Raw genomic sequence first — 22,804 nt, 5'->3', positions numbered from 1 at the left:
GCGGCGGCCTGCCAACTCTTGGCGTAGATGGCCATCGGCTGCAGCGTCACGACGGCCAGCAGGAAGATGATGGTCAGGCTGGCCAGCAGGATGTTCAGCGCGATCTCGTTCGGCGTCTTCTGCCGGTTCGCCCCCTCCACAAGGCCGATCATCCGGTCGATGAACGACTCTCCGGGCCTTTGCGTGATCCGCACGACGATCCGGTCCGACAGCACCTTCGTCCCGCCGGTCACCGCCGAACGGTCGCCACCCGACTCGCGGATGACCGGCGCGGACTCGCCGGTGATTGCCGACTCGTCGACGCTGGCGATGCCCTCGATGACATCGCCGTCGCCCGGGATGATGTCACCCGCCTCGCACACCACGGTGTCGCCCAGTTGGAGCGCGACCGCCTCGACCGCCACCTCGTCGAGGCCGTGCGGCCAGCGGGGCAGTTTGCGGGCGATGGTGTCCCGCTTGGCCTTGCGCAGCGTGGCGGCCTGCGCCTTGCCCCGGCCCTCGGCGACCGCCTCGGCCACGTTGGCGAACACCACCGTGAGCCACAGCCACACGACGATCACCCAGGCGAACACCGACGGCTCGACGATGGCCAGCACCGTGCTGAACACCGCGCCGACCCAGACGATGAACATCACCGGGTTGCGCCACAGCGTGGCCGGGTTGAGCTTGCGCACGGCGTCCGGAAAGGACAGCCACAGCTGCCCGGGGTCGAGCAAACCCCCTTTGACCACAGTCATCTCAACCCTTCAGCCAGCGGGCCCAACGCGAGCGCGGGCAGGAACGTCAGCGCCACGAGGATCACGGCAACGCCGGCCACCATGCCGATGAACAGAGGTTTGTGCGTGGGGAGCGTCCCGGCCGAGACGGGCACGGGCTTTTGCGCCGCAAGGGATCCGGCCAGACCGAGCACCAGGATGATGGGCACGAACCGGCCCAGCAGCATCGCCAGGCCCAAAGCCGTGTCCCACCACGGGGTGTTGACCGTGATGCCGGCGAACGCCGAACCGTTGTTGTTGGACGCCGACGCGAACGCATACAGCACCTCGGAAAAGCCATGCGGGCCAACATTGGCCTGTGTCTTCCAGTTGCCGGTGGCCAGCGCGGCCGCCACACCGATGAGCACCAGCGCCGGGGTCACCAGAAAGTACAACGACGCGAACTTGATCTCACGCGCGCTGATCTTCTTGCCAACGTATTCCGGTGTGCGCCCGACCATCAGCCCGGCCACGAACACCGTTATCACCGCAACCACCAGCATGCCGTACAGGCCCGCGCCCACACCGCCCGGAGCGATCTCACCCAGCAGCATGTTGATCATCGGCATCATGCCGCCCAGCGCCGTGTAGGAGTCGTGGAACGAGTTCACCGAACCGGTCGACGTCAGCGTCGTCGCGGCCGCGAAGGTGGCCGAGTTGGAGACACCGAATCGGACCTCCTTGCCCTCCATGGCCGCGCCGATCGCCTGCGGCACCGTGCCGGCACCGCCCAGCTCGAACGCGTTGGTCAGAGCGATGCCGGCGATGGCGAGGATGCCCATCACCGCGGCGATGGCGTAGCCCTGCCGGTTGTCGCCCACCATCCGGCCGAACACGCGCGGCAACGCGAACGGGATGCACAGCAGCAGGAAGATTTCCAGCCAGTTGGTCCACGCGGTCGGGTTCTCGAACGGGTGCGCGGAGTTGACGTTATAGAAGCCGCCTCCATTGGTGCCCAAATCCTTAATCGCCTCTTGGGAAGCGACCAGGCCGCCGGTGATGTGCTGCTGCCCACCGGTCAGCGTCGATACGAGCGTGCCGTCACCCCAGTGCTGCACCACTCCGCCCGCGATCAGCAGGATGGCTGCCATCGCGCTGATCGGCAGCAGGATCCGCACGGTGATGCGGGTCAGGTCGACCCAGAAGTTGCCCAGTTTGTCGGTGCGGGAGCGGGCGAACCCGCGCACCAGCGCCACGGCGACCGCCATACCGACTGCGGCCGAGACGAAGTTCTGCACCGCCAGGCCTGCCGCCTGCACGAAGTGCGTCATCGTCGACTCGCCCGAATACGCCTGCCAGTTGGTGTTGGTGGTGAAACTGGTCGCGGTGTTCCACGCCAGATGGGGCCACATCCGCTCGTTCACCCCGGCCGCGAAGTCCGCGCCACCGCCCAAGCGCACGAAATCCTGCAGCCGCAACAATGCGTACAGCCCGAGCAGCGACACGGCCGAGAAGGCCAACAGGCTACGCGCATACGAACCCCAGGACTGCTCCGCCGCCGGGTTCACCCCGATCAGCTTGTAGACGGTGCGCTCAAGGACGTTGTGCTTGGTACCGGTGACGACCCGATGCATGTAGTCGCCAAGAAACCGGTAGGCCACCGCCAGCGCGGCCACGAGCGAGAGCACAAATAGCGCTCCCGCGGTTGCCGTACTCATCAGAATCTCTCCGGAAACAGCAAGGCCACCACGAGAAACACCGCCAAACCCGCAGCGATTGCCAGGCCGATCAGATTCGTCGCGCTCACCGCCGCTCTGCTCCGCGCACCGTCAGGCCGAGCAGCCCGAACAGCGCGATCGTGAGCAGCGCATAGAGCAGATCACCCATCGCGCGCCTCCTTGAGTCCTCTTCACCACTTCGCGACGACCTCCCGAGATCATCAAAGCGTCTCGCGAGGTCCGAGGTGAAGAAAACCGCACGACACGCGGCTCTGTCACGGATCTTGACGGTTTCCGTACGGCGTCCCGCCCGGTCTTGACGCCGTCTTGACGGCGCAGTGATCTACGACTCAGTCGTCGCCGCGGGGTCGGTGGCGTCCGCCACGACCACATGCGGTGTTCGCGGCGGTAGCGGCCTTCGGCTCGATGCGCGCCGCCGCGGAGAGCAGTGCCTCGGCCAGACGCGCGCAGGAGGCCGTCGCCCGCAGCGCTCAGCCACGCCTTCAGCCCAGTTTCAGCGTGGAAGGCGACCGTCTATTGGGGACGATCAGCTGCGGTTCGGCCCGTGGCGCCGTCGACGTGATGGTCGTTTGGGTGCCTGTCAACGGCGGTCCGATCACCGAACAGCGTGCCACATTCGAGCCGGGTACCGGTTTGACCGTCGACCTCGATCTGCCCGCCAGCTCGAACCTGCGCGAGGAGATCCAGATGGTGTGGCTCGATTATTGGGACGAGGGCAGGATCGCACGCTGGCATGACACCTGGCTCATCAGCACCGAGGCGACCGACCAGAGCGTCCTCGTGCTGTCCGATTCTCAACTGACGGGCTAGGCCAGGGGAGCGCCGTGCGGGATGGCGGTTCCCGCGCGCACCGCCAGGTTCATTGCGGCACCGTGCAGATTTCAGGGCTAAGCTTGACGGGGCCTGGAACTGTGTCACGGCCCCGTCAAGCAGCGCGCTGGCGCCGTCTAGCGTTGCAGCGTCAGCAAACCCGGCCGGTATGGCAGTAGGCCATAGTCGCCGCCGGAGCGGGGATCGCGTCCCTGATAGAGGAGCTGCAGATTGCAGGGGTCGATGGTCATGGTCTGATCAGGGTTGCTGCGGATCAGGTCGCCGTGGCTGATGTCATTGGTCCAAGTGGCGCCGCTGTTGGCTCTGCCCGCGAAGGGGTTGCTCTCGGTTGCGGCCTGTGGCGTCCACGATCCGCCAAGACTGGTTGCGGTGAACGAACGGAAGTATCGCCCGTTGGCGCCGATTGCCTCGACGATCATGAGGTACTGATTCTGGCCCTGGACCTTGTAGACCTGAACGGCCTCGAACAGATTGTTTGTCGAGTCGCTCATGATAACTGTCGCCGAATTACCAAAGTTGCCCGGGAAGTTGCCGATCGGCATGCTGGCCCGGTAGATCCTGCCATTGTCCCCGGCAAAGAACAGATACATGTTTGTGCTGTCGCCGATAAGAGTCTGGTCGATGGGGCCCGTGGGCGAGTTGGCAATGGTTCCGGAGAACAGTGCGCTCGGCGATGACCATCCATTCGCGTTGGTCGGGTCGGTCGACGTCCGATAGACGAAGGGGGTCGCGCCCCACTGGGAGGCAAGCACCCAGATGTTCTTCGGGGCGAAGTAGAAAAGCGTTGGCGCGACGGTGGAGGACGACATCGTGTTCTGGGTGGCGCTGGCCATGTCAGACCAATTCGTGAAGAGGTTGAAGTTCGTCGAACGCCATGTCGTGCCGGTGTCATGCGTGGTCGCATAGACCAGATGCCTGCCGTTGTGCACGACGTGGCTGAAGTCCTTGAGCGAGACGTAACCCGACTTCGGGTTCGCGAGCGAACCCGTCGATGCCCAACGATACGTCGAAGGAAGGTTGCACGTGCCGCCCGCCGAATTGTTGACGAACGAAGTGTCGTCGATGTAGTAACTGTCGGTGCCGGCGGTGGTCTCTATGTAGAGCCTCGCCGATGACAATGTCCCGCTCCAGGACACGGTTACGGTGCCGGTCAGCTGTGTCCAACCGGATGCGTTCACCACGCCTTGCGCCAGGGTGACGTAGTTCGTCGTCCCGTTGGCAGTCACTTGCAAAGTGACTTTGGCGGTCGGGGTTCCGCTCTGCGTTCGCATCCATACGCTCGTCGTGAAGCTGGCGCCATTTGCCAACAGGAAAGTCGCGCTCTGGCTGACTCCGTTCCATGAAGCGGTGCGGCCCGTGTACGACAGCGAACGCGTGCCACCATGCACCACACTCGTGTTTGATGCCAGCGTTCCAGCGCCAAACACAGACCAACCGGTGGTGCCATTCTCCATGTCGGCGTTGGTCAGTAGATTTCCGCTCGCTGCGGCGGCGGGAGCAGTGTGGACCGACGCTGCCGCCCCTAGGGAAGCCAGCGTCAGGACGACGGCAAGACCTAACGAGCGAATTCTGACGATCTTTTTCCGGTACATTCTGGTACTCCTATTCCGATGGTCGTACATGCACTGGACTGGTCTCGACGTAGAACCGTGCGGATGTGAGGGTTGCGGTCCAGGAGACGGTGGTGGTGCCGGTCAGCAACGTCCAGGCGGTGGGGTTGACGGTGCCTTGGGCGAGAGTGACCTTGCCGGTGGGAGTTCCGGTGCCGAACGCAGTTGAGGGCGCAGCTGGTCGAGGCCGGGTTGGCGGTGTTCCACGTCGCGTTGTCGACGACGGCTTCGGTGCCGAACCCGCCAGGCCACGAACTGGTCGCCTTGTAGCGGACGCGGTTTCCGGTGGCGGCCCGTGCGACGGTCGCGATCAGAGCGAGCGCGGCAGACGAAACCGCCATGGCGGCAACGACCGTACCGGCAAGCAAGGGCCGGCGGCGACTGCTCTTCATGATTGCTCCTGAAGGACATACCGCGTGAGCCCGGATGCTTCCTCAGTTATACATGCAAATTAAGCGCGCTGTCAAAACGTTCCGGTACTTGATGCGAAATGTTTCACCCCCTGCTCGCGTAGGAGCAGAATCGGCTACAGCCAGTCGCCTCCGGCGGAGCTGGCTAGCGGCGTCAGGCCACGTCGTGTCATCCTGGCCGGATGCGAGTCGCCTCGATTCACACGTACCCGGTGAAGGGGTGCCGCCGGATGGACCGTGACACGGCGCGGGTTGAGCCGTGGGGCCTGGACGGTGACCGGCGCTGGCTGATCGTCGACGAACACGGGCTCGGCGTGACCCAGCGCCAGCACCGGGAACTGGTGACGATGCGGGCGGTTTCCCGGCCGGGCGGGCTGACCCTGGACGCGCCTGGGCTGGCTCCGCTCGATGTGGCCGAACCGACCGGCGGCGAGGCGATTCAGGTCCGGGTGTACCGGGGGCGGCCGCCCTCGTCGGTACGATCCGCAGGCCCCGAGGCGGACGCCTGGCTCCACCGGTTGTTGGGGCGCGCCGCCCGGCTGGTTTGGCTCGGTGATCCCACCGGCAACCTCGTTCCCTGGCCGGTTCCGGCCGGCTCGGGCGCGGAGGTGAGTTTCGCCGACGGCACTCCGCTGCTGCTGACCAACACGGCGTCGCTGGACGCGTTCAACGATTGGCTGCTGGAGTCGGGCAGTGCCGAGGGGCCGCTGCCGATGATTCAGTTCCGGCCCAACGTGGTGGTCAGCGGTGCCGCGCCGTGGGCCGAGGGCGAGTGGGTCGGCCGGCGGATCAGGATCGGCGGGGCCATGTTCCACGGTGTCAACGAGTGTGGCCGCTGTCTGATCGCGACGATCGACCAGGAGACCGGACAGCGCGGGCGGGAGCCGCTACGGATGCTCGCCGCGCGGCGAAACGTCGGCCAGAAGCTCCTGTTCGGTCTCCAGATGACGGTGCGGGCGGAACCGGGCGCACCTTCCGGCGAAGGTCGCACGGTCAGTGTCGGTGACACCGTGGAGGTGCTGGACTGACCGGGACCGTCCGGTCGCACGTTGTCGCGCTGCTGTTGTGCAGCAGATCGCCTGGCCCTAGCGCTCGATCGGCGTCCGAGCCTGCTCCAGCGCCTCGATCTGGTCCCGCGCCCGCAGCTCACCCGACCCTGACGCCGGCCGACGCCGCTACCGCCGTGTTTACCGCGCCGGGACATCGCGCTGGAGGTGGTCTCGCTGGATTTGGTAAGCGAGGGTCCGGCGCATGGAGGCCGATGCGGCGGTCGTGGTGACCTTCGAGGGGCGGTCCAGACCGCGGCTGATCCGGTCGTATGCGTCCCGGTAGCCGGCGGGCATTGCCGCCCGGTGCAGCCTCAGGTCCTCTTCGACGAGGCGCCGAAGCTCGTCGACGTTCTGGGGCGTGAGGCGCTTCTTGCCCCGGGCGAGGGCGTTGACGTAGCGCGTACAGCGGGCCGCGCCGTCGAGGGTCTCGGAGATTTCCTCCGCGAGGCCCCATAGGCGCCCTTCGAGCCATGGGGTGTCGTGCTGATCGAGGGCGAGGCCCATCGGGGGCAGCGGGTCGCCCGACCTGTATCTGGCCACCTGTTTGGATACGGCAGGCTGGCTCATGTCGGTGAGCTGGGCAATTCTGTCCTGTGTCCAGCCGAGGCTGGACAGCAGCTTGATCATTTCGGTGCGGAGCTTGCGCATCTCCTCGCCGGCGCGGATGACCTCGTTCATGCCGGCGAGCATCCGCCGGGCCTGTTCCTCCGTGAGGGCCTCGGAATTGTGGAGCGTGTCGCCATCGCCTGTCACAGCTCGGTTATATACCTCCGCACCCCCACCGTCATAACCGGGTTGTATAACCTGGTTATAACTGACAGGATCCCCGTCATGCCTACTTTCTCTGCGCCTGACGGAACCCGGCTCGCCTATCACCTGCACGGAGACGGTGACCCCGTGGTCTGCCTCCCGGGAGGTCCCGTGGACTCCACCTACCTCGGTGACCTCGGCGGCCTGTCCAGGCAGCGGCAGCTGATCATTTTGGATCTTCGCGGCACCGGCCGATCCGCGGTTGCCCAAGACCCCTCCTCCTGCCGCTGCGACCGCATGGTCGGCGATGTCGAGGCAATGCGCGAACACCTCGGGTTCGCCCAGATGGACCTGCTGGCTCACTCTGGCGGTGCCAACCTCGCGGCACAGTACGCGGCGCGATACCCGAATAACGTCGGCAAGCTCGCCCTGATCGGTCCCGGCACCCGAGCTGTCGGCATAGCGATCACCGGGGAGACGCGACGCGAACTCGCGCTGCTTCGAAAGGACGAGCCGTGGTTCGCGCAGGCATTCGCCGCGCTGGAGGCGATCACCGAGGGCACCGGCAGCGACTGGGAAGCCATCGCTCCCTTCTTCTACGGCCGCTGGGACGAGGCAGCGCAAAAGCACCATGCAGCGAGCCAGCCGAGCAACATCGATGCGGTCGTGCACTTCGGGGCCGAGGGTGCGTTCGCCCCGGCGGCCACACGCACGGCGCTCGCCGCCCTCAATGCCCCGGTCCTGCTGCTCGCCGGGGAATTCGACATGAACAGCCCTCCGCGGTCGGTGGCTGAGTTCGCGGACCTGTTCTCCGACGCCACGTTCGACGTTCAGCCCGGAGCCGGACACTACCCTTGGCTCGACGACGCCGACCAGTTCGTCGCGACCACTGGGGCGTTCCTCGACTGATTTCGTCGGGGATATGGCTGTCGCCGACCCTGGCAACGGAAAGGGTTGTCGGCTGCGCGACAGGTACCGGCAATTGTCCGGCAGTTTGCCGGTCAGGATAGGGCGGACGGACCGCCCGCTCGGCCACATTGGGGCGCATGAGTAGTCGTAGGAGGTTCCTGAAGCAGGGTGGCTTGGTCCTGGCGTCGGCGGCGATCGCGGGATCGCTGCCGCGCTCGGAGACTGTCGCGCCGCGGCCGGCGGCCAATGAGGTCGGCCTCGGCTTTGAGTTGATCCGGCCCGAGGACCAGCTGGCTTTCCGGGTCCACCGCTCGTTCGGGTTCGAGACGGTACCCAAGGGCGGTGGATATGTATTGCGGGCCACGACAGACAGCGCTTCGATCGAGATCCAGTTGCCGCCGCAGCATGTCTTGGAATGGTTTGTGAACGGCAGGCCCAACCTCCCGGTGCACACCGCGTGGCCTTTGCTGCGTTTCCATATTCCGGCGGGGACGGAGATCCCGCTGTCCACGGCGGGTTTCCTCGCCGCAATGCGTGATATGGAGCTGTTGACCCATTCACTGGCCGGTGCCGTCGACCTGGTCGAGGCTCCGAGCGGGCAGGCGGTCCACGTCCCCACGGCCGACCTGTTGCGCGCCGATGATGCCTATCTGGTTGACGGACAGCGGCGTGGTGCGGCCCAGTCGACCGAGGCTGCCGCCCTGATCCCCGTTGAGGCCCAGTCCATGGTGATCCGCTATGCGGACACATTCGCGACGCACGGGTTTGACACCACGTTGAACCCTGGCGAGGTCGTGTTCGCTTTGTCCGGCGCCCTGCCGGTGCGGGTCATGGACGCCGCCGCAGCGGGTGGGCTGTTCAACGAGCTGGACCTGTCGATCCTGGGCACCTCGCGCAAGTTCGGCCCGGTCGCGGGCTCCCCCAGGACATCGCCGGTTCCCTCGGGGCCATCGCGGCCTGCACCTTCGATCCCGAGACGTTTCTGGGCAACACGGTTCTCAACGAGCTGAAGCTGTTCGGGATCTTCCCACTACGAAAGGTGATCTCCACCGCGGCCACCACATTGGACAGGGCGCCGAAGATCACCGCCGCCGCCGTGGACGGACTGCGTACGCGCACGTTCGAGTGGCAGGTGCCGCTGTTCGAGGATAAGCCCCCGTTGGCTGTCGCGGGGGCGAAACTGGACAAGCGGCCGGGAGGCAATGCGCACCTGCGGATCGAATCGGTGGTGACGATGGGACTTGACGGCCAGCCGCACCGGGGGACCGCATGCCGGATCACCGATGTCGTGGCGACATTCCGGCTGGGTAACGCCGATCTGGTCCACATGCCCGTCCACAGCATCGAGTTCGTGTCCGTCGGCACGGAGAAGCCCGTCGTCAACGTCCACATAGGAGAAATCGAGTTCCTCGGGGTGCTCGGGTTCGTGAACCGGCTCGCGTCGCTGATCGGCGGCGACGGGTTCGGTGGCGCTCGCGCACTCAGTGGGCCCAACGCCGCGAACCCGGCGAACGCCGTGGTCCCCAACGGACCGGCGCTGGACGTCACCACGTCCGGGGTGCGTGCCTCCTACGGGCTGGCGATCCCCTCGGTGGCCGTGGGCATGTTCAGCCTGGAGAACATCACGCTCGGCGTCATGGCCACCCTCTCGCTGACCTACTACGGCGGCAAGGTCCGTGGCGAGGCGGAGCTCTGTTTTTACGTGTCGACGTTCTTCTTCAGCAAGACCGTCAAGCGTACCTTCAGCCGTACGTTCGCCGGCTCAAACGGCGACCCCACCTTTGCCGAACTCATGGCGCCGCAAGGCTTCCCCGGCGCGCGCCCATGGGACACGTACTGCAAGGCATTCGTCTAGGCGATCCAGACTTTTAGAACACAGGAGATGACAATGTCTAAGTACAGCGTGCTGTACACGTTGCTGCCCAACGGGTTCGACCCTGATGGCAAGGCGCGGCTGTCACTGGTCGCGTCGCCCCGGCCGGTTACTGGAAAGCTCGGCGACACGGCCGTGTTCCGCTGGCCGGAGCTGGTCATCGCCAAAGGCACCCGCTTTCTGGTGCTGACCGCGGACGGCGGCGACCCGATCGAGGCGACCGTGGTCAGCCCGCGGCCGGATCCGGTGCTGTGGGCCAAGCTGTTCCCTGCCACGACACCGGTGCGCGAGCTGGTCGGTTCGCTGTCGGCCACGCTTGCCGATGCGGCCGAGTCAGAGTCCTATGTGGAGAAACTCGCTGTCATCACCGGGATATACCAAGAAGCCATGGCGACCAGTCCGGATAGCCAGATGAGCGCCAGCCATCCGGTCATGCGCCGCATCGCCGGGCTCAACGCGTGGCGCAGTGGCGGCCCCGCAGTCGGAGACCTGCTCGATCCCAAAAAGATAACCAGAGGGCGGGTACGCGATGCGGCCGCGCAAGTGGGCAATCAGCTCGTGGCTCTGGTCCCGCGGATACGGCGGCTCGGCCTCACCGCGGCGGTGGGCGACTTTCCACCGCAGGGCCCGCCCATCATCCCGAACCCGCTCGACCCGGTCCCGCCCGCCGAGAGCGTTGACTTCGCCCAGGTCATCGGGGCCATCATGCGCCATCCGGCGCTCGCGCTGCTGCTCGGACTGCGGGTCGATCTCACGATCCCGGCGTTCACCGGCCCGCGTTTGATCCGGCTCGGTGACCTCAACGGTACCCCGCTCAACGGCATGGTCCCGATACCGCAGCCGTGGAGTGCGGTCGTGTCGGATCCGCAGGCGCGCCGGTTTGTGATGGCGACGCAGGATGACGACCGTGCCGAGATCGTCAACGGCATGCTGGACCTGCGACCCGGCGGCGGCGACACGGCCCGCTACGTCGTGTCCGATGTGGATGTCGTCGGGGTCGGGCAACAACTCGACGTCCTTGCCACCGCGCTGTACGGCGGGTCGGCGGCTGCCTCGCGTTCCAGCGCGGCCGCGCCGCAGGCCTTCGGGTTGCCGGTGCGCCGCACGGCCGCACTCACGGTGGCACAGGCCGACCGGCGGGCGGGCAAGTACCTGCACATGCTGGAGCGCAACGCCCGCTTCGGGGGCATGCCGCCGTCCGAAGTGGAGGGTGCGCCGGTGCTCCATGCCGATGACGTCACCACCGGGTACCGCGTGGATGTGTCGGCCGATCGCGGCGAGTTCCGCTCGCTGATGCGACGCGTCGCCAGCTACACCATCGGCGCGGACGCGGGAAAGGTCGAGCGGACCGTCCGCGATGAAGCGCAGATCGACCCGTTCGTGCTCACGCAACAGCACGACAGCGCCGGCAACCCCCACCTGTTCGTGGGCGAGGAGCTGTTCGGCTGGACGGGTTGGGGGTTCGGCGGCCAACTGCCGGGACCGGTCGTCGGGGCCGAAACCGGCGACGAGGCGCACGTGGTGACGGTCGATCCGGCGCCCCTGCCCGGGTATGCTTTCCAGGTCAAGACCGAGGTCGAACCGGGTACCCTCACAAAGTTGCGATTCGGCAGCGCATACCGGTTCCGGGTCCGTGCCGCCGACCTCGCCGGCAACTCCATCGATCCGGGAGCATGCGACCCGGACCTGGGTGACCACCGAAGCGAAATACCACCGATACGAGCCGGTGCCGCCCCCGGTGATCGTGCCGCGCAAGCCGTACGGGTTGGGCGAGTCTCCCAACCAGCTGGTCGTGGATTCCGACGGGGACGGCAACCCGCTGGAGCCGCCGTCCGAGCGGCACCTCGCCCCGCCCAAGACCTCCCAGCGAATGGCCGAGCTGCACGGCGCCTTCGACGAAGCGTTCGGGCCGAACGCGAGCCAAGGCACGCGCGACCAGATGTTCGAACTGTCCAAAAGGGAGGAGGGCTCGTTCCTCGACCCGGCGCCGGGAGTCACCGTCATCAGCACCGACCCGCTCAACCCCATCCCGACACCGCTTCCCGTTCCGACGGGCGAGCCACTCGTGCCGGGCGAATACGTCATCCACGACACGCAAACACCCCAAACTCCGTATCTGCCTGACGTGGCATCCTCGGGGGCGGCGTTTGCCCGGCTGCCAGGTCTCGACGGTCCGCAAGTCGTGCCTGGAACAACTCCGGCGCGGCGTGGCCGGACCGGCAACCGGCCCGGTTGGTCCTGCGCCCCGGCAAGGGTGGTCGCTCAACGTGGTGGACCCGGTGAACCCGCTCCTGGACCGGCCGATCTTCACGAAGTCATGGAGGTCAAAGACCTCTTTCCGCCTCCCGGCGTTGCGCAGATTCCAGAACCTGCTTGAGCGCCTTGAGGTTTTTCTTCATTCCCTGCTTGAACAGTTGGCCGGCCAGCCCGCCAAGGTGGGCGGCCGGTCCCCTCAGCCCTTCGGCACTGATTTCACCGTCGAGGGTCAGCCTGGTCCCGGCGGGGATCCGCTCCAGGCGGTAACGGTATTCGAACGGTGTCGGGCCGCTGATGGACGCGAACGTGATTTCCTCGTCGGTGCGGTAACCGGTCACCTCGACTTCGTTTTCCGCCTGGCCGCCGGGCAACGATCGCAGCATCCGAAATCGCGTCGGGCTCGTGGCGGTCACGCTTTGCACCGCCTCGTACCACTGCGGCATGTGACGGGCGTCGGCGATATAGGCGAACACCGCCTCGGGTGGGCGCTCGATGTCCAGCGAAATCCGGAAAGCCACGGCATGATCGTAGCCTGGTCATGAAGGCGATGTGTGGGTGAACAGGCGGGTGAGCCGGCGCGCGGCCCGCTTGTCGCCCTCGACCACGATGGAGTCGTCCCACGGTTGCTCGCGCGAGAGGAGCCCGGTGAGCCGGGCGACGCTTGTCTCGATGACCGCGTCGGGCTCGGTGGCGGGCGCACGGGAGATGTCGATGCGCCGATCGGTGATCCGCATGGTGAACCGATCGTCGTCGAGCCGCAGCTCATAGACGGCACGCACATCGCCCGCGGCCTTCGGGTCGAACGTCAGGCGCAGCTGGAACGCGAGCGCGTCGGGGCTCAAGCCGGCCGTGATGCTCTCCGGCACCGAGATCGCGTTGGCCCACCCGGCAATGGCGAACAGCACCGGCTCCAACTCGCGGCCGCGCTTGGTCAGCTCGTAAACGCCGGTGCTCGCCAACGTGCGGCGGCGCACGATGCCGTCGCGCTCCAGCTCGCGAAGGCGTTGCGCCAGAACGTTTTGGCTCACGTCGTGCAGCCCGCGCCGCAGGTCGCTGAAGCGTTTGGGCCCGAGTAGCAGCTCGCGCACGACCAGCAGGGCCCAGCGCTCGCCCACGGCGTCGAGCCCGCGGGCGATGGCGCACGGGTCGTCGTAAGTCCGCTCACCGCGCATGCTTCCACTGTAGCACTGGCCGGTGCTACTTTAGCACCATGGAGAGTCGAGTGCTTTCGCGTGACGGCACGCCGATCGCATACCAGGTGCAAGGGAAGGGTCCGGCGGTCGTGCTGGTCGGCGGCGGCCTGGACGACGGGGCCGAAAACGTGCCGCTGGCCGCGGTACTGGCCGAGTGGTTCACCGTGCACAACTTCGCCCGGCGCGGGCGGGGCGATAGCGGCGACACGCAGCCATACGCGGTCGCCCGCGAAATCGAAGACCTGGCCGCGCTCATCGAACAGGCGGGAGGATCGGCGCACCTGTTCGGCGCCTCGTCGGGCGGTGCGCTCGCGTTGGAGGCCGCCGCGGCAGGCCTGCCCGTGGGGCGCGTCGCGGTCTACGAGGTGCCCTACAACGTGGAGGCGCAGGCGGTTGAGGCCTGGCGCGCCTACGTTTCCGGGCTCAATGCCGTGCTCGCCGACGGGCGTCGCGATGACGCCGTGGCGCTGTTCATGCGCCTGGCCGGTGCGTCCGATGAGGACATTGCCGAGGCGCGCAACGCGCCCTTCTGGCCCAGCCTGCGGGCGATCGCGCACACGTTGGCCTACGAAGCGGCCTGCCTCGGCGACGGGCCGCCTCCGGCCCACCGGTTCAGCCGCATCGCCCAGCCCGTGCTCGTGGCCACGGGCGAGCCGGGCGTCGACCCGCACACCCCCGGCCTGCCCGCCGACTTCTACGCCCGCGCAGCGGACGAGTTGATGACCATCCTGCCGCGTGCGCAACGCCTGACGCTCAAAGGCCAGGCGCACGTGGGCGATCCCGAGGTTCTCGGCGACGCCCTGCACGCCTTCTTCTCCGACTGAGACGCCGAAGGTGCCGGGAGCGCCCTACATCTGCGACGTCAAACGCGTGACGCATGACCTCCGACCAGTTGAAGGCGCTCCTGCTCGCAAACGCTAAGCCGGCTCGGGCGATGGCGGTGGCGGTGGTGCGACCGGTACGGCGGAGGTCCGCTCATTGGGCATGAGGATCCACAGGATCGGATAGATCAGGATCTGGCTGCCCGGGATGAGCAGAAGCACTAGAACGAAAAGCAGCCGGGCCGGCCAGGGGTCGATGCCGAAGCGGCGTCCCAGTCCTGCGACCACGCCCGCCAGCACCCTTCCCTCACGGGGGCGGACCAGCCCCTGCTGGTACAGGTTGTCGTGAATGCTATTCATTGCTCAAGGATGCGGTGGTTGCCGGGCCGGCCACATCAGGGACAGGACCCGGCCGGACCCTGAAAAATCGGCCTTAGGTGCTGGGCGGCCGGTCGCTGTGAGCGCGACGAAACTGGGCGAAGGCGCCGTCTGGTGTGGTGCGAGGCTGCCGGACCTCGCTGCGGTCGTGCGCGTAGCGGTGGCGGTGGTAGTCGGCTATTGCCGCCGTCACATCGCACGACGCGATTGGCGTGAACCTTCACGGCCGCGTCAGGGACTATCCAGGTGTGGAAAGAATCGGGCGGGACGCGCTGCTGGTGATCCAGGCGCAGCTCGGTGACCGGCGGTCGCTGGCCGAGCTGGTCGGGTATTGGCATGAGCCGGTCTGGCGCTACGTGCGGCGCATGCTCGACGCCCCCGGCGTGGCCGACGACGTCAGTCAGGAGGTGTGGGCCAGCGCGCTGAAGGCGTTGCCGGGTCTGCGCCAGCCCGAGCGGTTCGCACCGTGGCTGTTCACCATCGCGCGCCGGTCGGTCATGGACCGGGTGAAACAGAACTACCGCCCCGAGGACCTGCTGGAGTCGGATCGGCCGGTCGACGACCACGTCGCGGCCGTGCTCGACCGGGCGCAGGTGGCCGAGGCCCTGTCCGGCCTACCCGGACGCGAACGCGAAGTGTTGATCCTGTTTCACCTCCAGGACCTGGCTTTGGAGGAGTGTGCCCAGATTCTTGGAGTTCCCGTGGGGACGGTCAAGTCCCGGTTGTCCCGCGCGCGGCGCATGCTGCGCGACCACATGGCCGATAAGGGGTACTCATCATGATTGAACAACCTGGATACCCACCGGACCACATCCTGCGTGGGCTTTCCCTGCCGCGCCGGGTCGGCTATGCCGCGGCCGGCCTGGGCGGCCTGCTTGGTGCGGGGATGATCGGCATGCTGTGGGCCACCGAACCGGCGCCGTTGCCCGCCCGCACCCGGATTGCCTTCGCCGCCCTCATCGTGGTCGGCATGATGTGGGCCGGTTTCGCCGCGTGGGCGCTTGCCCGCCGGCCGCTGTTCGCCATCGATCGACTGGTCGCGGCCGCACTCGCGGTTGGCTTCAGCGTTCTGACCACGATCGGTGCCGTCGCGATTGCGCTCGCTCGGTCCAGCGCCGCGGGCGTGCTGGCAGCAGCAGGCCTCGGCCTGACACTGGTCGCCATCGCCGCCACCATGCTGATTCGCGCGCGCGCCTATCGTGCCGCCCTGCTCGCCCGCAAACGCGAGCTGCAAGAACCATCCGACACTACAGAGGGAGCCAACATGAGTACTCGCAAGGGACTGCCGATCGGCCCGCTCGCGCTGGCCATGCGCCACCGTGGAGGCACGCCCGGCCGCCGTATCGCCATCGCCGCCGTGATCGTCGGTCTGGCACTGGCCGCCGGTGTCGCGCTGCTACTGCGCTGAGCCACAGCGCCAATTCGCGGCGACAGCGCCCGCAACGGGCGCTGTCGCTAAAGGGCTTTCACGGCGGCGGCGAGCTTGCGCAGCGAGTCCTTGGCGTCGCCGAACAGCAGTGTGGTCTTCGGGTCATGCAGCAGCTCGTTTTCGATACCGGCGAACCCCGGCCGCATCGACCGTTTCAGGAACACCACCGCCTGGGCCTCATCGGCGGCAAGGATCGGCATGCCGTAAATCGGGGATCCGGATTCGGTGCGCGCCGCTGGGTTGACCACGTCGTTGGCGCCCACTACCAGGGCGACATCGGTGGTGCGGAACTCAGGATTGATCTCATCCATTTCTTTGAGCGCACGGTAGGGAATGTCGGCCTCGGCGAGCAGCACGTTCATGTGCCCCGGCATGCGCCCGGCGACCGGATGGATCGCGTAGAGCACCTCGACGCCCCGTTTCTGTAGCTCGTCGGCCAGATCGCGCAGGGCGTGCTGGGCCTGCGCGACCGCCAGACCGTAGCCGGGTGCGATGATCACCCGCCGCGCGAACCCGAGCTGGATGGCGATGTCTTCGGGCGCTGCGGAGCGCACCGGCCGGGCCGAGACGGTCGTCGCGCCCAGGGTGGACCCACCGGCGAACGCTCCAAACAGGATGTTGAGCAGCGGCCGCCCCATCGCCTTGGCCATCAACTGCGTCAGCAGTATCCCGGACGCCCCCACCAGCGTGCCCGCCACAATCAGCAGGCTGTTGCCCAGCACATAACCACCGGCCGCCACGGTGATACCGCTGAACGCGTTGAGCAGAGCGATCACGATCGGCACATCGGCGCCGCCTACCGGCAGCACGAACAACACTCCAATCACGACACTGGCTGCGGTCAACGCCAACGCCACCCAAAACGGGGCGCCGAAAGGGATCCATGCTCCGGTCACCAGCGCGGCCGCCAGCAGTCCGCTGAACAGCCAGCGCATCCCGGGGAAGATGAGCGGACGTCCGGTCAGCAGCTCCTGCAGCCTCGCGTAGGCGATCATCGAGCCGGAGAAGGCCACCGCCCCCACCAGGATGGTGAAGCCGGCCACCGCCAGTTGCCCGATCGGAGTCGCCTGTGTGGCGCCGCCCAGTTCCAGCAGTGCCACGATTGCGCCCGCGGCGCCGCCGAGTCCGTTGAAGATGGCGACCATTTGCGGCATGGCGGTCATCGCCACCTTCTGCGCGGCGAACACTCCGATCGCCGCGCCGACCCCGAGCGCGGCGAGGATGAGCCACAGATTGTCCGGGCGCTCCACCGCGAACACGACGGCCACGGCGATCAACGCACCGACAGCGCCGACGGCGTTGCCCAGGCGGGCACGCTTCGGTGAGGACAGCGCCTTGAGCGCGACGATGAAACAGACCGCGGCGATCAGGTAGGCCAGTCCCGCCAGCGCCGGGCTCATTTCGCGGCCTCTCGATCGGCGGCCGGAGCCTTGCGGGCCTTGAACATTTGCAGCATCCGGTCGGTGACCACAAACCCGCCCACGAGGTTGATCGTGGCAAGCACGACCGCGATCAGTGACAGGGTCACACTCAGCGCGGAGTCCGCGCGTGCGGCGACCACCACCGTGCCCACCAGGATGATCCCGCTGATCGCGTTGGAGCCGGACATCAGCGGCGTGTGCAGGGTGCTGGACACCTTGGCAATCACCTCGTACCCGGTGAATCCGGCCAGCACCAAAACCGTCAGCAATGCAACGGTGTCCATCCTCACGTCTCCCTTTCGAGCAGTTCCCGCGCCGGCGCGAACCGGACTTCACCCTTGTGCACGACACAGCAGCCAGACACGATCTCATCGCTCATGTCCGGTACCACATCACCCTCTACGGTCATCAACAGCAGCAGCGCGCTGACGTTGGCCGCGTAGAGCCGGCTGGCCTGCCCTGCCATCTGGCTCGGCACGTTGCGTCCGCCCACCACGACGGCCCCGCCGATGGACACCTCCGCGCCGGGCATCGCACCCTCGACGTTGCCGCCCTGCTCGGCAGCCAGATCCACCACCACCGAACCGGGCCGCATCGCCGCCACCATCTGCTTGGTCACCAGAAGCGGCGCCGAGCGCCCCGGCACCGCCGCCGTAGTGATCAGCGCGTCCGCGTCGGCCACGTGCGGGGCAAGCAATTCGCGCTGCAGCCCGGCGCGGTCCTCGGTCATCTCGCGGGCATACCCGGCCGCACCGTCCAATGCGGGCAGTTGCAAGTCGATGAATTCGGCGCCGACGCTGCGAACCTCCTCGGCCGCGGCAGCGCGCACGTCATAGGCCCTCACCACCGCACCCAGCCGCCGCGCCGTGGCGATGGCCTGCAGACCGGCCACACCTGCGCCGAGCACCAGCACCTTGGCCGGCGGGATCGTACCGGCGGCGGTCATGGACATGGGGAAGAAACGCCGCAGCCGCTCGGCGGCGATCAACGCGCAGCGGTACCCGGCGACCAGCGCCTGAGACGACAGCGCATCCATGCTCTGCGCCCGGGTGATCCGCGGGATCAGCTCCATCGCCAGCGCACTGCGGCCGCTGTCCCGTACCACTTCAAGCAGTTTCCGCTCCTGCGCAATCGGCAGAAAACTGATCACCAGCGCCGCCGGATCCAGACGAGCAACCTGTTCGGGCGACGGGGGCTGCACCCCGAGCAGCACATGCGCGCCATCGAGCGCCGTCGCCGATACCTCGGCCCCGGCGTCGCGGTAGGACTCATCGCCGAAGCCCGCCGCAGCGCCCGCGCCCGCTTCGATGCGGACGACCAAACCGGACTTGATCAACTTTCCGACGGCGTCGGGCGTGACAGCCACCCGCTTTTCCTGCGGCCGGGTCTCGCGAACTACGGCGACCTTCATGCCGCGAACGATAGCGGCTTGTCGATCACAGCGACAGAGTCGCCGCAGATTGGCCTGACCGCGATCGCCCGCTCCGCCGGCCTACGCATCACCGACCTGCGCATCACCCACCGGGCGGCATGATTGCACCCCTGAGGAACTACGACTTGCAAGCGGAAGTAATTACCGCGCAGGCGCTAACCCGCTCCCCGCCGCACGTACCCCTCCATCCCGTCGAGCAGCAGCCGCACCCCAAGCGCAAGCCCCTCGTATATCTCCGCACCCGGGTGGAAGCCGCCGGCTCCCGCCGCCGGGATGAGCCCGTGCAGCGTCGGGAAACGATCCGGGGTGGCCAGCCGCCGCAGCGCCTCGTTGGCCTCGGCGGCTGTGCCGTCCTCGCCGGTGGCCAGGTCGATCGAGATGGCGGCCTGGCCCCTGGTCGACGTGAGGATGTGCTGGGCGATCGCCATCAGCTCGGCGCCTTCGAGGCCGCCGCGGTGGAGCGCGTGCAGCAGGGCCTCGAACCACGCCATCTGATTCGGTCCGAGCGGTGGGTTCACCGTCGGCACCTTCAGGACCCACCGGTGCGCGTGATAGAGGCCCCACGTGGCGCGCACCCAGCGTTCGACCTCATCGCGCCAGCTTTCGCCGTCCTCGGGGATCGGCGGTGGCGGGGTGGCGGCGTCGATCATGAGCTCGATCAGCTGGTCCTTGCTCGGCACGTAGTTGTACAGCGACATCGTCGTGTAACCGAGCTCCTTGGCGACGCGTTGCATGGAGACCGCCCCGAGGCCCTCCGCGTCGGCGATCGCGAGCGCGGCCCGGGTGACGGCCGCGACGGACAGGCCCTGGCGCGGTCCGCGGGTGCCACGCGGCGTGCTCACTCCCCACAGGAGCTCGACGGTACGTGCCATGCCACCGGTGTCGCGGGGCATCGTTCTCCAATCGTCGCGCCGGGACCTCATCCTAAAACTCTGTATCAGATACGCTAGCGGATGTATGTCATACAGAGTTGCCGAGCGAACGGAACCCCTCATGACCAGCACCATCGACAGGGCAGCGTCCACTACGTCACCCCCGGCCGAGCCCCGCCCACGCTTCTGGCGCCGGCCGTGGATAGGCCCGCTGATGCTCCTGGCGACGGCCTTCCTCGCGTTGTCCGTGCCCCGCTATCTCACGTTTGACCCCGCGCAGACGAACGTGCCCGCGCCCGAGGGCTTCGCCGCGCACTACTGGCTGCTGGTGGGGCATGTCCTATGCGGCACGGTCGCCATGGTCACGGCGTGCTTTCAGATCTGGCCCACGTTTCGCGCCCGCCACCCGAAAGCGCACCGCGTCATGGGCCGGATCTACGTTCTCGCCGGGGTGCTCCCGGGTGGCGTGCTCGCCATCGTCGTCGGCGCGGTGAGCCCGTTCGGACCGGTCGTCCGGGCCGCCAACGTCACCCTCGGCATCCTGTGGCTCGCGACGACGATCGCGGGGTTCCGCATGGCGCGCCAGCGTCGATACGTCGAGCACCGGCGCTGGATGGTGCGCAGCTTCTGGCTGACGTTCGCGATCATCACGACGCGAGTGACCGGCGTGGTCGTCGGTTTCATCATGTACGGCGAGCAGATGGCCGAGCTCACCGGTCCGACCGACCCGCGCGCGCAGATGTTCGGCAGCATCGGCGTCTGGGTCGGCATGATGATCAACCTGGTGATCGCCGAGTGGTGGCTGGAGCGCGGCACGGCCTCGCAGCGCAGGGCCCGAAAGGAACGTCGGCTTCGCGCCGCCCAGAGATAACGCCTTGGCCGGAGGCCTCGTCCAGGCCGTGGCGCTGGAGAGTTCGTCAATCGGCAACGATGGTGCCCGGTGTGGTCCTATCACGACACGCCGGATCGGCAGCTGTCCCGGTCGATGGCGGCAATCTGCTGCCCAAACTGCTCTGCCGGCCGGGATATCTCGGCATCGTGCTGATCGCCACTCTGCTCACCTTTTTCTGACCTGGTCCGTGGCAGGCAGGTATTGGGCGAGGACCGCGCGATGAGTCTGGCGCGCCTCGGCATGGCGGCGGATGCCGGCTTCCGTGGCGCGCACGAATACGCCGCGCCGGTCCGCCTCGCATAGAGCGCGGTGAACGAGGCCGCTCTTTTCCAGGCGGGCGACCGCACGGGACAGTGCGCTCTGGCTCAGGTACATATCAGCGGCGAGATCTTGCATGCGGCGCTTCTCACAGTCGGCGTCGATGAGCCGATCCAAGGTCTCGAACTCGCTCAGAGAAAGGCCGTGCCCGTCCTGCAGGGCCCGCTCAAGCTGGCCGGCGACCTCGTTGTAGGAGGTCAAAAGGGTGCGCCAGCGGTCGATGAGGGCGGCCTGGGACGTCATGTCGCGCATCCTACCGGGCGCGGCCAGTAAATGCACGCGCATTACTTGCGTGAGTAACTAGTGCGTGGACATCTAATGCACATGCATATAGCCTTCCCGCGTGTCTCTCACCGAAGCCTCTACCGCGACGACAACCGCCACGACCACCACCATCTCGTCGACCCCGCCCGCCGAACAACGCTGGACGCCCCGGCTCTGGGGAGTGTTGGCGGTGCTGTGCACCGTGCTGTTCCTCGACGGCCTCGACGTCTCCATGGTTGGCGTAGCGCTGCCGTCCATCGGCGCCGACCTGAGCATGTCGACCACATCGCTACAGTGGATCATCAACGGCTACGTCCTGGGCTACGGCGGGCTGCTGCTGCTCGGTGGCCGCACCGCCGACCTGCTCGGCCGGCGACGGATCTTCCTGGTCGCACTCGCCGTCTTCGCGGTGGCCTCCCTCATCGGCGGCCTGGTCGACAACGGGACCCTGCTCATCGTCACCCGCTTCGTCAAGGGCCTGGCGGCCGCCTTCACCGCGCCCACCGCGATGTCCATCCTGACCACCACGTTCCACCAAGGCCCAGCCCGCAACCGGGCACTGTCGATCTTCACCGTGTTCGGCGCCAGCGGCTACTCCTCCGGCCTCATCCTCGGTGGCCTGCTCACCAGCCTCGGCTGGCGGTGGACGTTCCTCATCCCCGTGCCACTGGCACTGGCAGCCCTCGTGGCCGGAGCCGCGCTGATCCCCCGCGACCGGCGCGCCAGTGAGGGCGGACACGATGTGCTCGGCGCCATCACCCTGACCGGCGGAATGCTGCTGGCGGTGTACACCGTGGTGTCCGCGCCGGACCGCGGCTGGCTCCACCCGGTCACCGTCGGGTCGGTCGCGGCCGCCGCCGCGCTGCTGATTGCCTTCGTCATCATCGAGAACCGCATCGCGCACCCGCTCATCCGGCTCGGCATCCTGCGGGTGGGCTCGATCGTCCGGGCCAACCTGAGCGTGATCGCGCTTTTCGGCTCGTACCTCAGCTTCCAATTCATGATGACGCTGTACCTGCAGGAATCCCAGGGATGGCCGCCCCTGCGCGTGGCGCTCGGCCTGCTGCCCGCCGGGCTTCTGGTCGCGTTCAGCTCACCGGTCGTCGGCCGGCTCATCAACCGGTACGGGACACAGCGACTCATCAACACCGCCATGGCCTCGCTCGCACTCGGTTACGTATGGTTCCTGCTGACCGCCGGGACCGCACCGCACTACGTGGTCACCGTTCTGCCCACCATGCTGCTGCTCGGCGGGGGATTCGCGTTCGGCTTCAGCTCGATCATGGCCCAGGCAACCGAGGGCGTCGACGACTCCGAACAAGGGCTCGCCGCCGGCCTGGTACAGACCTCCGGCCAGGTCGGCGCGGCGCTCGTCCTCGCCGTGGTCACCGCATTGATCACGGTGTCCGGACCGGCCGCCCATACCGACTTCAGCCGGTACCACCCCGGAATCAACCTGGTCACCGGCGTCGCAGTGGCGGGGCTGCTGCTGAACCTCATCCCGTTGCTCACCCGCAAACGGACCCGGCAGCTCACCCAACCCGGCTGACCGCAACACCGCCGGCCGCCGGAGTCATGCGACTCCGGCGGCCGCCCGCAACGCTCCCATCAGGACGTAAGGGTGGCCATCAGGCGCGCCGGCTCCGCCCGCGACCCCACGCC

General features: G+C 67.4%; 25 protein-coding genes. 12 read left to right on the top strand and 13 right to left on the bottom strand.

Features of this window, described 5'->3' with window-relative positions; translation table 11 throughout:
* The 3 genes from DM816_RS26580 to kdpF form a co-directional block, all read right to left on the bottom strand.
* On the bottom strand, positions 1-737 hold a 737-nt coding region (locus DM816_RS26580; RefSeq protein WP_483964163.1), incomplete at its 3' end, for a P-type ATPase actuator domain-containing protein.
* A complete protein-coding gene (kdpA, locus tag DM816_RS26575) occupies positions 734-2,413 on the bottom strand; it encodes a potassium-transporting ATPase subunit KdpA (RefSeq protein WP_117213133.1) in 1,680 nt (559 codons plus the stop codon). The genes kdpA and DM816_RS26580, both read right to left, overlap by 4 nt.
* Positions 2,413-2,502, bottom strand: a complete 90-nt coding sequence (gene kdpF, locus DM816_RS45940; RefSeq protein WP_117213132.1) for a K(+)-transporting ATPase subunit F — start codon at positions 2,500-2,502, stop codon at positions 2,413-2,415. Before kdpF ends, kdpA begins: the two co-directional genes overlap by 1 nt.
* A 337-nt stretch (positions 2,503-2,839) precedes the next feature.
* Between kdpF and DM816_RS26565 the strand changes: the two genes are divergently transcribed.
* Positions 2,840-3,244, top strand: coding sequence for a hypothetical protein (locus DM816_RS26565; protein ID WP_162907861.1), 405 nt, complete (start codon positions 2,840-2,842; stop codon positions 3,242-3,244).
* Between the two features lie 137 nt (positions 3,245-3,381).
* On the opposite strand, the gene DM816_RS26560 is transcribed toward DM816_RS26565, so the two are convergent.
* Positions 3,382-4,857: a non-reducing end alpha-L-arabinofuranosidase family hydrolase gene (locus DM816_RS26560; RefSeq protein WP_117213130.1), complete on the bottom strand. Its 1,476-nt coding sequence runs from the start codon at positions 4,855-4,857 to the stop codon at positions 3,382-3,384.
* 610 nt (positions 4,858-5,467) lie between these two features.
* Here DM816_RS26560 and DM816_RS26555 point away from each other — a divergent pair.
* A complete protein-coding gene (locus tag DM816_RS26555) occupies positions 5,468-6,313 on the top strand; it encodes an MOSC domain-containing protein (RefSeq protein WP_117213129.1) in 846 nt (281 codons plus the stop codon).
* A 159-nt stretch (positions 6,314-6,472) separates the two neighbouring features.
* Here the strand turns inward: DM816_RS26555 and DM816_RS26550 are convergent, their stop codons facing one another.
* Positions 6,473-7,087, bottom strand: coding sequence for a helix-turn-helix domain-containing protein (locus tag DM816_RS26550; RefSeq protein ID WP_117213128.1), 615 nt, complete (start codon positions 7,085-7,087; stop codon positions 6,473-6,475).
* A gap of 78 nt (positions 7,088-7,165) precedes the next feature.
* Between DM816_RS26550 and DM816_RS26545 the strand changes: the two genes are divergently transcribed.
* The 4 genes from DM816_RS26545 to DM816_RS26530 all read left to right on the top strand — a co-directional run bounded on the left by DM816_RS26545 (position 7,166) and on the right by DM816_RS26530 (position 11,990).
* The gene (locus DM816_RS26545) at positions 7,166-7,993 is read left to right on the top strand and encodes an alpha/beta fold hydrolase (protein WP_117213127.1); all 828 of its coding nucleotides are present in this window, start codon (positions 7,166-7,168) and stop codon (positions 7,991-7,993) included.
* 137 nt (positions 7,994-8,130) lie between these two features.
* Positions 8,131-9,003 carry a hypothetical protein gene (locus tag DM816_RS26540; RefSeq protein ID WP_162907860.1) on the top strand — a complete coding sequence of 291 codons (873 nt, stop codon included), beginning with the start codon at positions 8,131-8,133 and terminating at the stop codon, positions 9,001-9,003.
* 29 nt (positions 9,004-9,032) lie between these two features.
* Entirely contained in the window at positions 9,033-9,848 is an 816-nt protein-coding gene (locus tag DM816_RS26535) for a hypothetical protein (protein WP_117213125.1), read from the top strand.
* 33 nt (positions 9,849-9,881) lie between these two features.
* Positions 9,882-11,990 (top strand): hypothetical protein, encoded by a 2,109-nt coding sequence (locus tag DM816_RS26530; protein WP_162907859.1) that lies wholly within the window; start codon positions 9,882-9,884, stop codon positions 11,988-11,990.
* A 200-nt stretch (positions 11,991-12,190) separates the two neighbouring features.
* Here the strand turns inward: DM816_RS26530 and DM816_RS26525 are convergent, their stop codons facing one another.
* Positions 12,191-12,640 carry an SRPBCC family protein gene (locus tag DM816_RS26525; protein WP_117213123.1) on the bottom strand — a complete coding sequence of 150 codons (450 nt, stop codon included), beginning with the start codon at positions 12,638-12,640 and terminating at the stop codon, positions 12,191-12,193.
* A gap of 18 nt (positions 12,641-12,658) precedes the next feature.
* Positions 12,659-13,294, bottom strand: a complete 636-nt coding sequence (locus DM816_RS26520) for a winged helix-turn-helix transcriptional regulator (protein WP_117213122.1) — start codon at positions 13,292-13,294, stop codon at positions 12,659-12,661.
* Positions 13,295-13,332: 38 nt separating this feature from the next.
* Between DM816_RS26520 and DM816_RS26515 the strand changes: the two genes are divergently transcribed.
* The gene (locus tag DM816_RS26515; RefSeq protein ID WP_117213121.1) at positions 13,333-14,139 is read left to right on the top strand and encodes an alpha/beta fold hydrolase; all 807 of its coding nucleotides are present in this window, start codon (positions 13,333-13,335) and stop codon (positions 14,137-14,139) included.
* Between the two features lie 93 nt (positions 14,140-14,232).
* Here DM816_RS26515 and DM816_RS26510 read toward each other — a convergent pair whose 3' ends face one another.
* Entirely contained in the window at positions 14,233-14,496 is a 264-nt protein-coding gene (locus DM816_RS26510) for a PspC domain-containing protein (RefSeq protein WP_117213120.1), read from the bottom strand.
* A 266-nt stretch (positions 14,497-14,762) separates the two neighbouring features.
* Between DM816_RS26510 and DM816_RS26505 the strand changes: the two genes are divergently transcribed.
* On the top strand, positions 14,763-15,296 hold the full coding sequence (locus DM816_RS26505; protein ID WP_117213119.1) for an RNA polymerase sigma factor: 534 nt from the start codon (positions 14,763-14,765) through the stop codon (positions 15,294-15,296).
* 104 nt (positions 15,297-15,400) lie between these two features.
* Entirely contained in the window at positions 15,401-15,922 is a 522-nt protein-coding gene (locus tag DM816_RS26500; RefSeq protein WP_162907858.1) for a hypothetical protein, read from the top strand.
* Between the two features lie 47 nt (positions 15,923-15,969).
* On the opposite strand, the gene DM816_RS26495 is transcribed toward DM816_RS26500, so the two are convergent.
* From DM816_RS26495 to DM816_RS26480, 4 genes are all read right to left on the bottom strand, one after another.
* Positions 15,970-17,343, bottom strand: a complete 1,374-nt coding sequence (locus DM816_RS26495) for an NAD(P)(+) transhydrogenase (Re/Si-specific) subunit beta (protein WP_117213117.1) — start codon at positions 17,341-17,343, stop codon at positions 15,970-15,972.
* Positions 17,340-17,648 carry an NAD(P) transhydrogenase subunit alpha part 2 gene (locus DM816_RS26490; RefSeq protein WP_117213116.1) on the bottom strand — a complete coding sequence of 103 codons (309 nt, stop codon included), beginning with the start codon at positions 17,646-17,648 and terminating at the stop codon, positions 17,340-17,342. Before DM816_RS26490 ends, DM816_RS26495 begins: the two co-directional genes overlap by 4 nt.
* Before the next feature lie 2 nt (positions 17,649-17,650).
* A complete protein-coding gene (locus DM816_RS26485; RefSeq protein WP_117213115.1) occupies positions 17,651-18,775 on the bottom strand; it encodes an NAD(P) transhydrogenase subunit alpha in 1,125 nt (374 codons plus the stop codon).
* A 176-nt stretch (positions 18,776-18,951) separates the two neighbouring features.
* Entirely contained in the window at positions 18,952-19,668 is a 717-nt protein-coding gene (locus tag DM816_RS26480) for a TetR/AcrR family transcriptional regulator (protein ID WP_211588860.1), read from the bottom strand.
* A 121-nt stretch (positions 19,669-19,789) separates the two neighbouring features.
* On the opposite strand from DM816_RS26480, the gene DM816_RS26475 reads away from it, so the two are divergent.
* Positions 19,790-20,539, top strand: a complete 750-nt coding sequence (locus tag DM816_RS26475) for a DUF2306 domain-containing protein (protein WP_117213113.1) — start codon at positions 19,790-19,792, stop codon at positions 20,537-20,539.
* A gap of 71 nt (positions 20,540-20,610) precedes the next feature.
* Positions 20,611-20,739, top strand: a complete 129-nt coding sequence (locus tag DM816_RS45325; protein WP_281274367.1) for a hypothetical protein — start codon at positions 20,611-20,613, stop codon at positions 20,737-20,739.
* Here DM816_RS45325 and DM816_RS26470 read toward each other — a convergent pair.
* Positions 20,726-21,121 carry a MarR family winged helix-turn-helix transcriptional regulator gene (locus DM816_RS26470; protein WP_117213134.1) on the bottom strand — a complete coding sequence of 132 codons (396 nt, stop codon included), beginning with the start codon at positions 21,119-21,121 and terminating at the stop codon, positions 20,726-20,728. The two genes, DM816_RS45325 and DM816_RS26470, sit on opposite strands and share 14 nt — an antisense overlap.
* Positions 21,122-21,221: 100 nt before the next feature.
* On the opposite strand from DM816_RS26470, the gene DM816_RS26465 reads away from it, so the two are divergent.
* Entirely contained in the window at positions 21,222-22,691 is a 1,470-nt protein-coding gene (locus DM816_RS26465) for an MFS transporter (RefSeq protein WP_117213112.1), read from the top strand.
* The last annotated feature ends 113 nt before the right edge of the window (positions 22,692-22,804 follow it).

Source organism: Allorhizocola rhizosphaerae, from assembly GCF_003426775.1.
Taxonomy (GTDB): Bacteria; Actinomycetota; Actinomycetes; order Mycobacteriales; family Micromonosporaceae; genus Allorhizocola; species Allorhizocola rhizosphaerae.
Note: the sequence above shows the minus strand (reverse complement) of the source record. Positions and strands in the feature narration are given on the sequence as shown.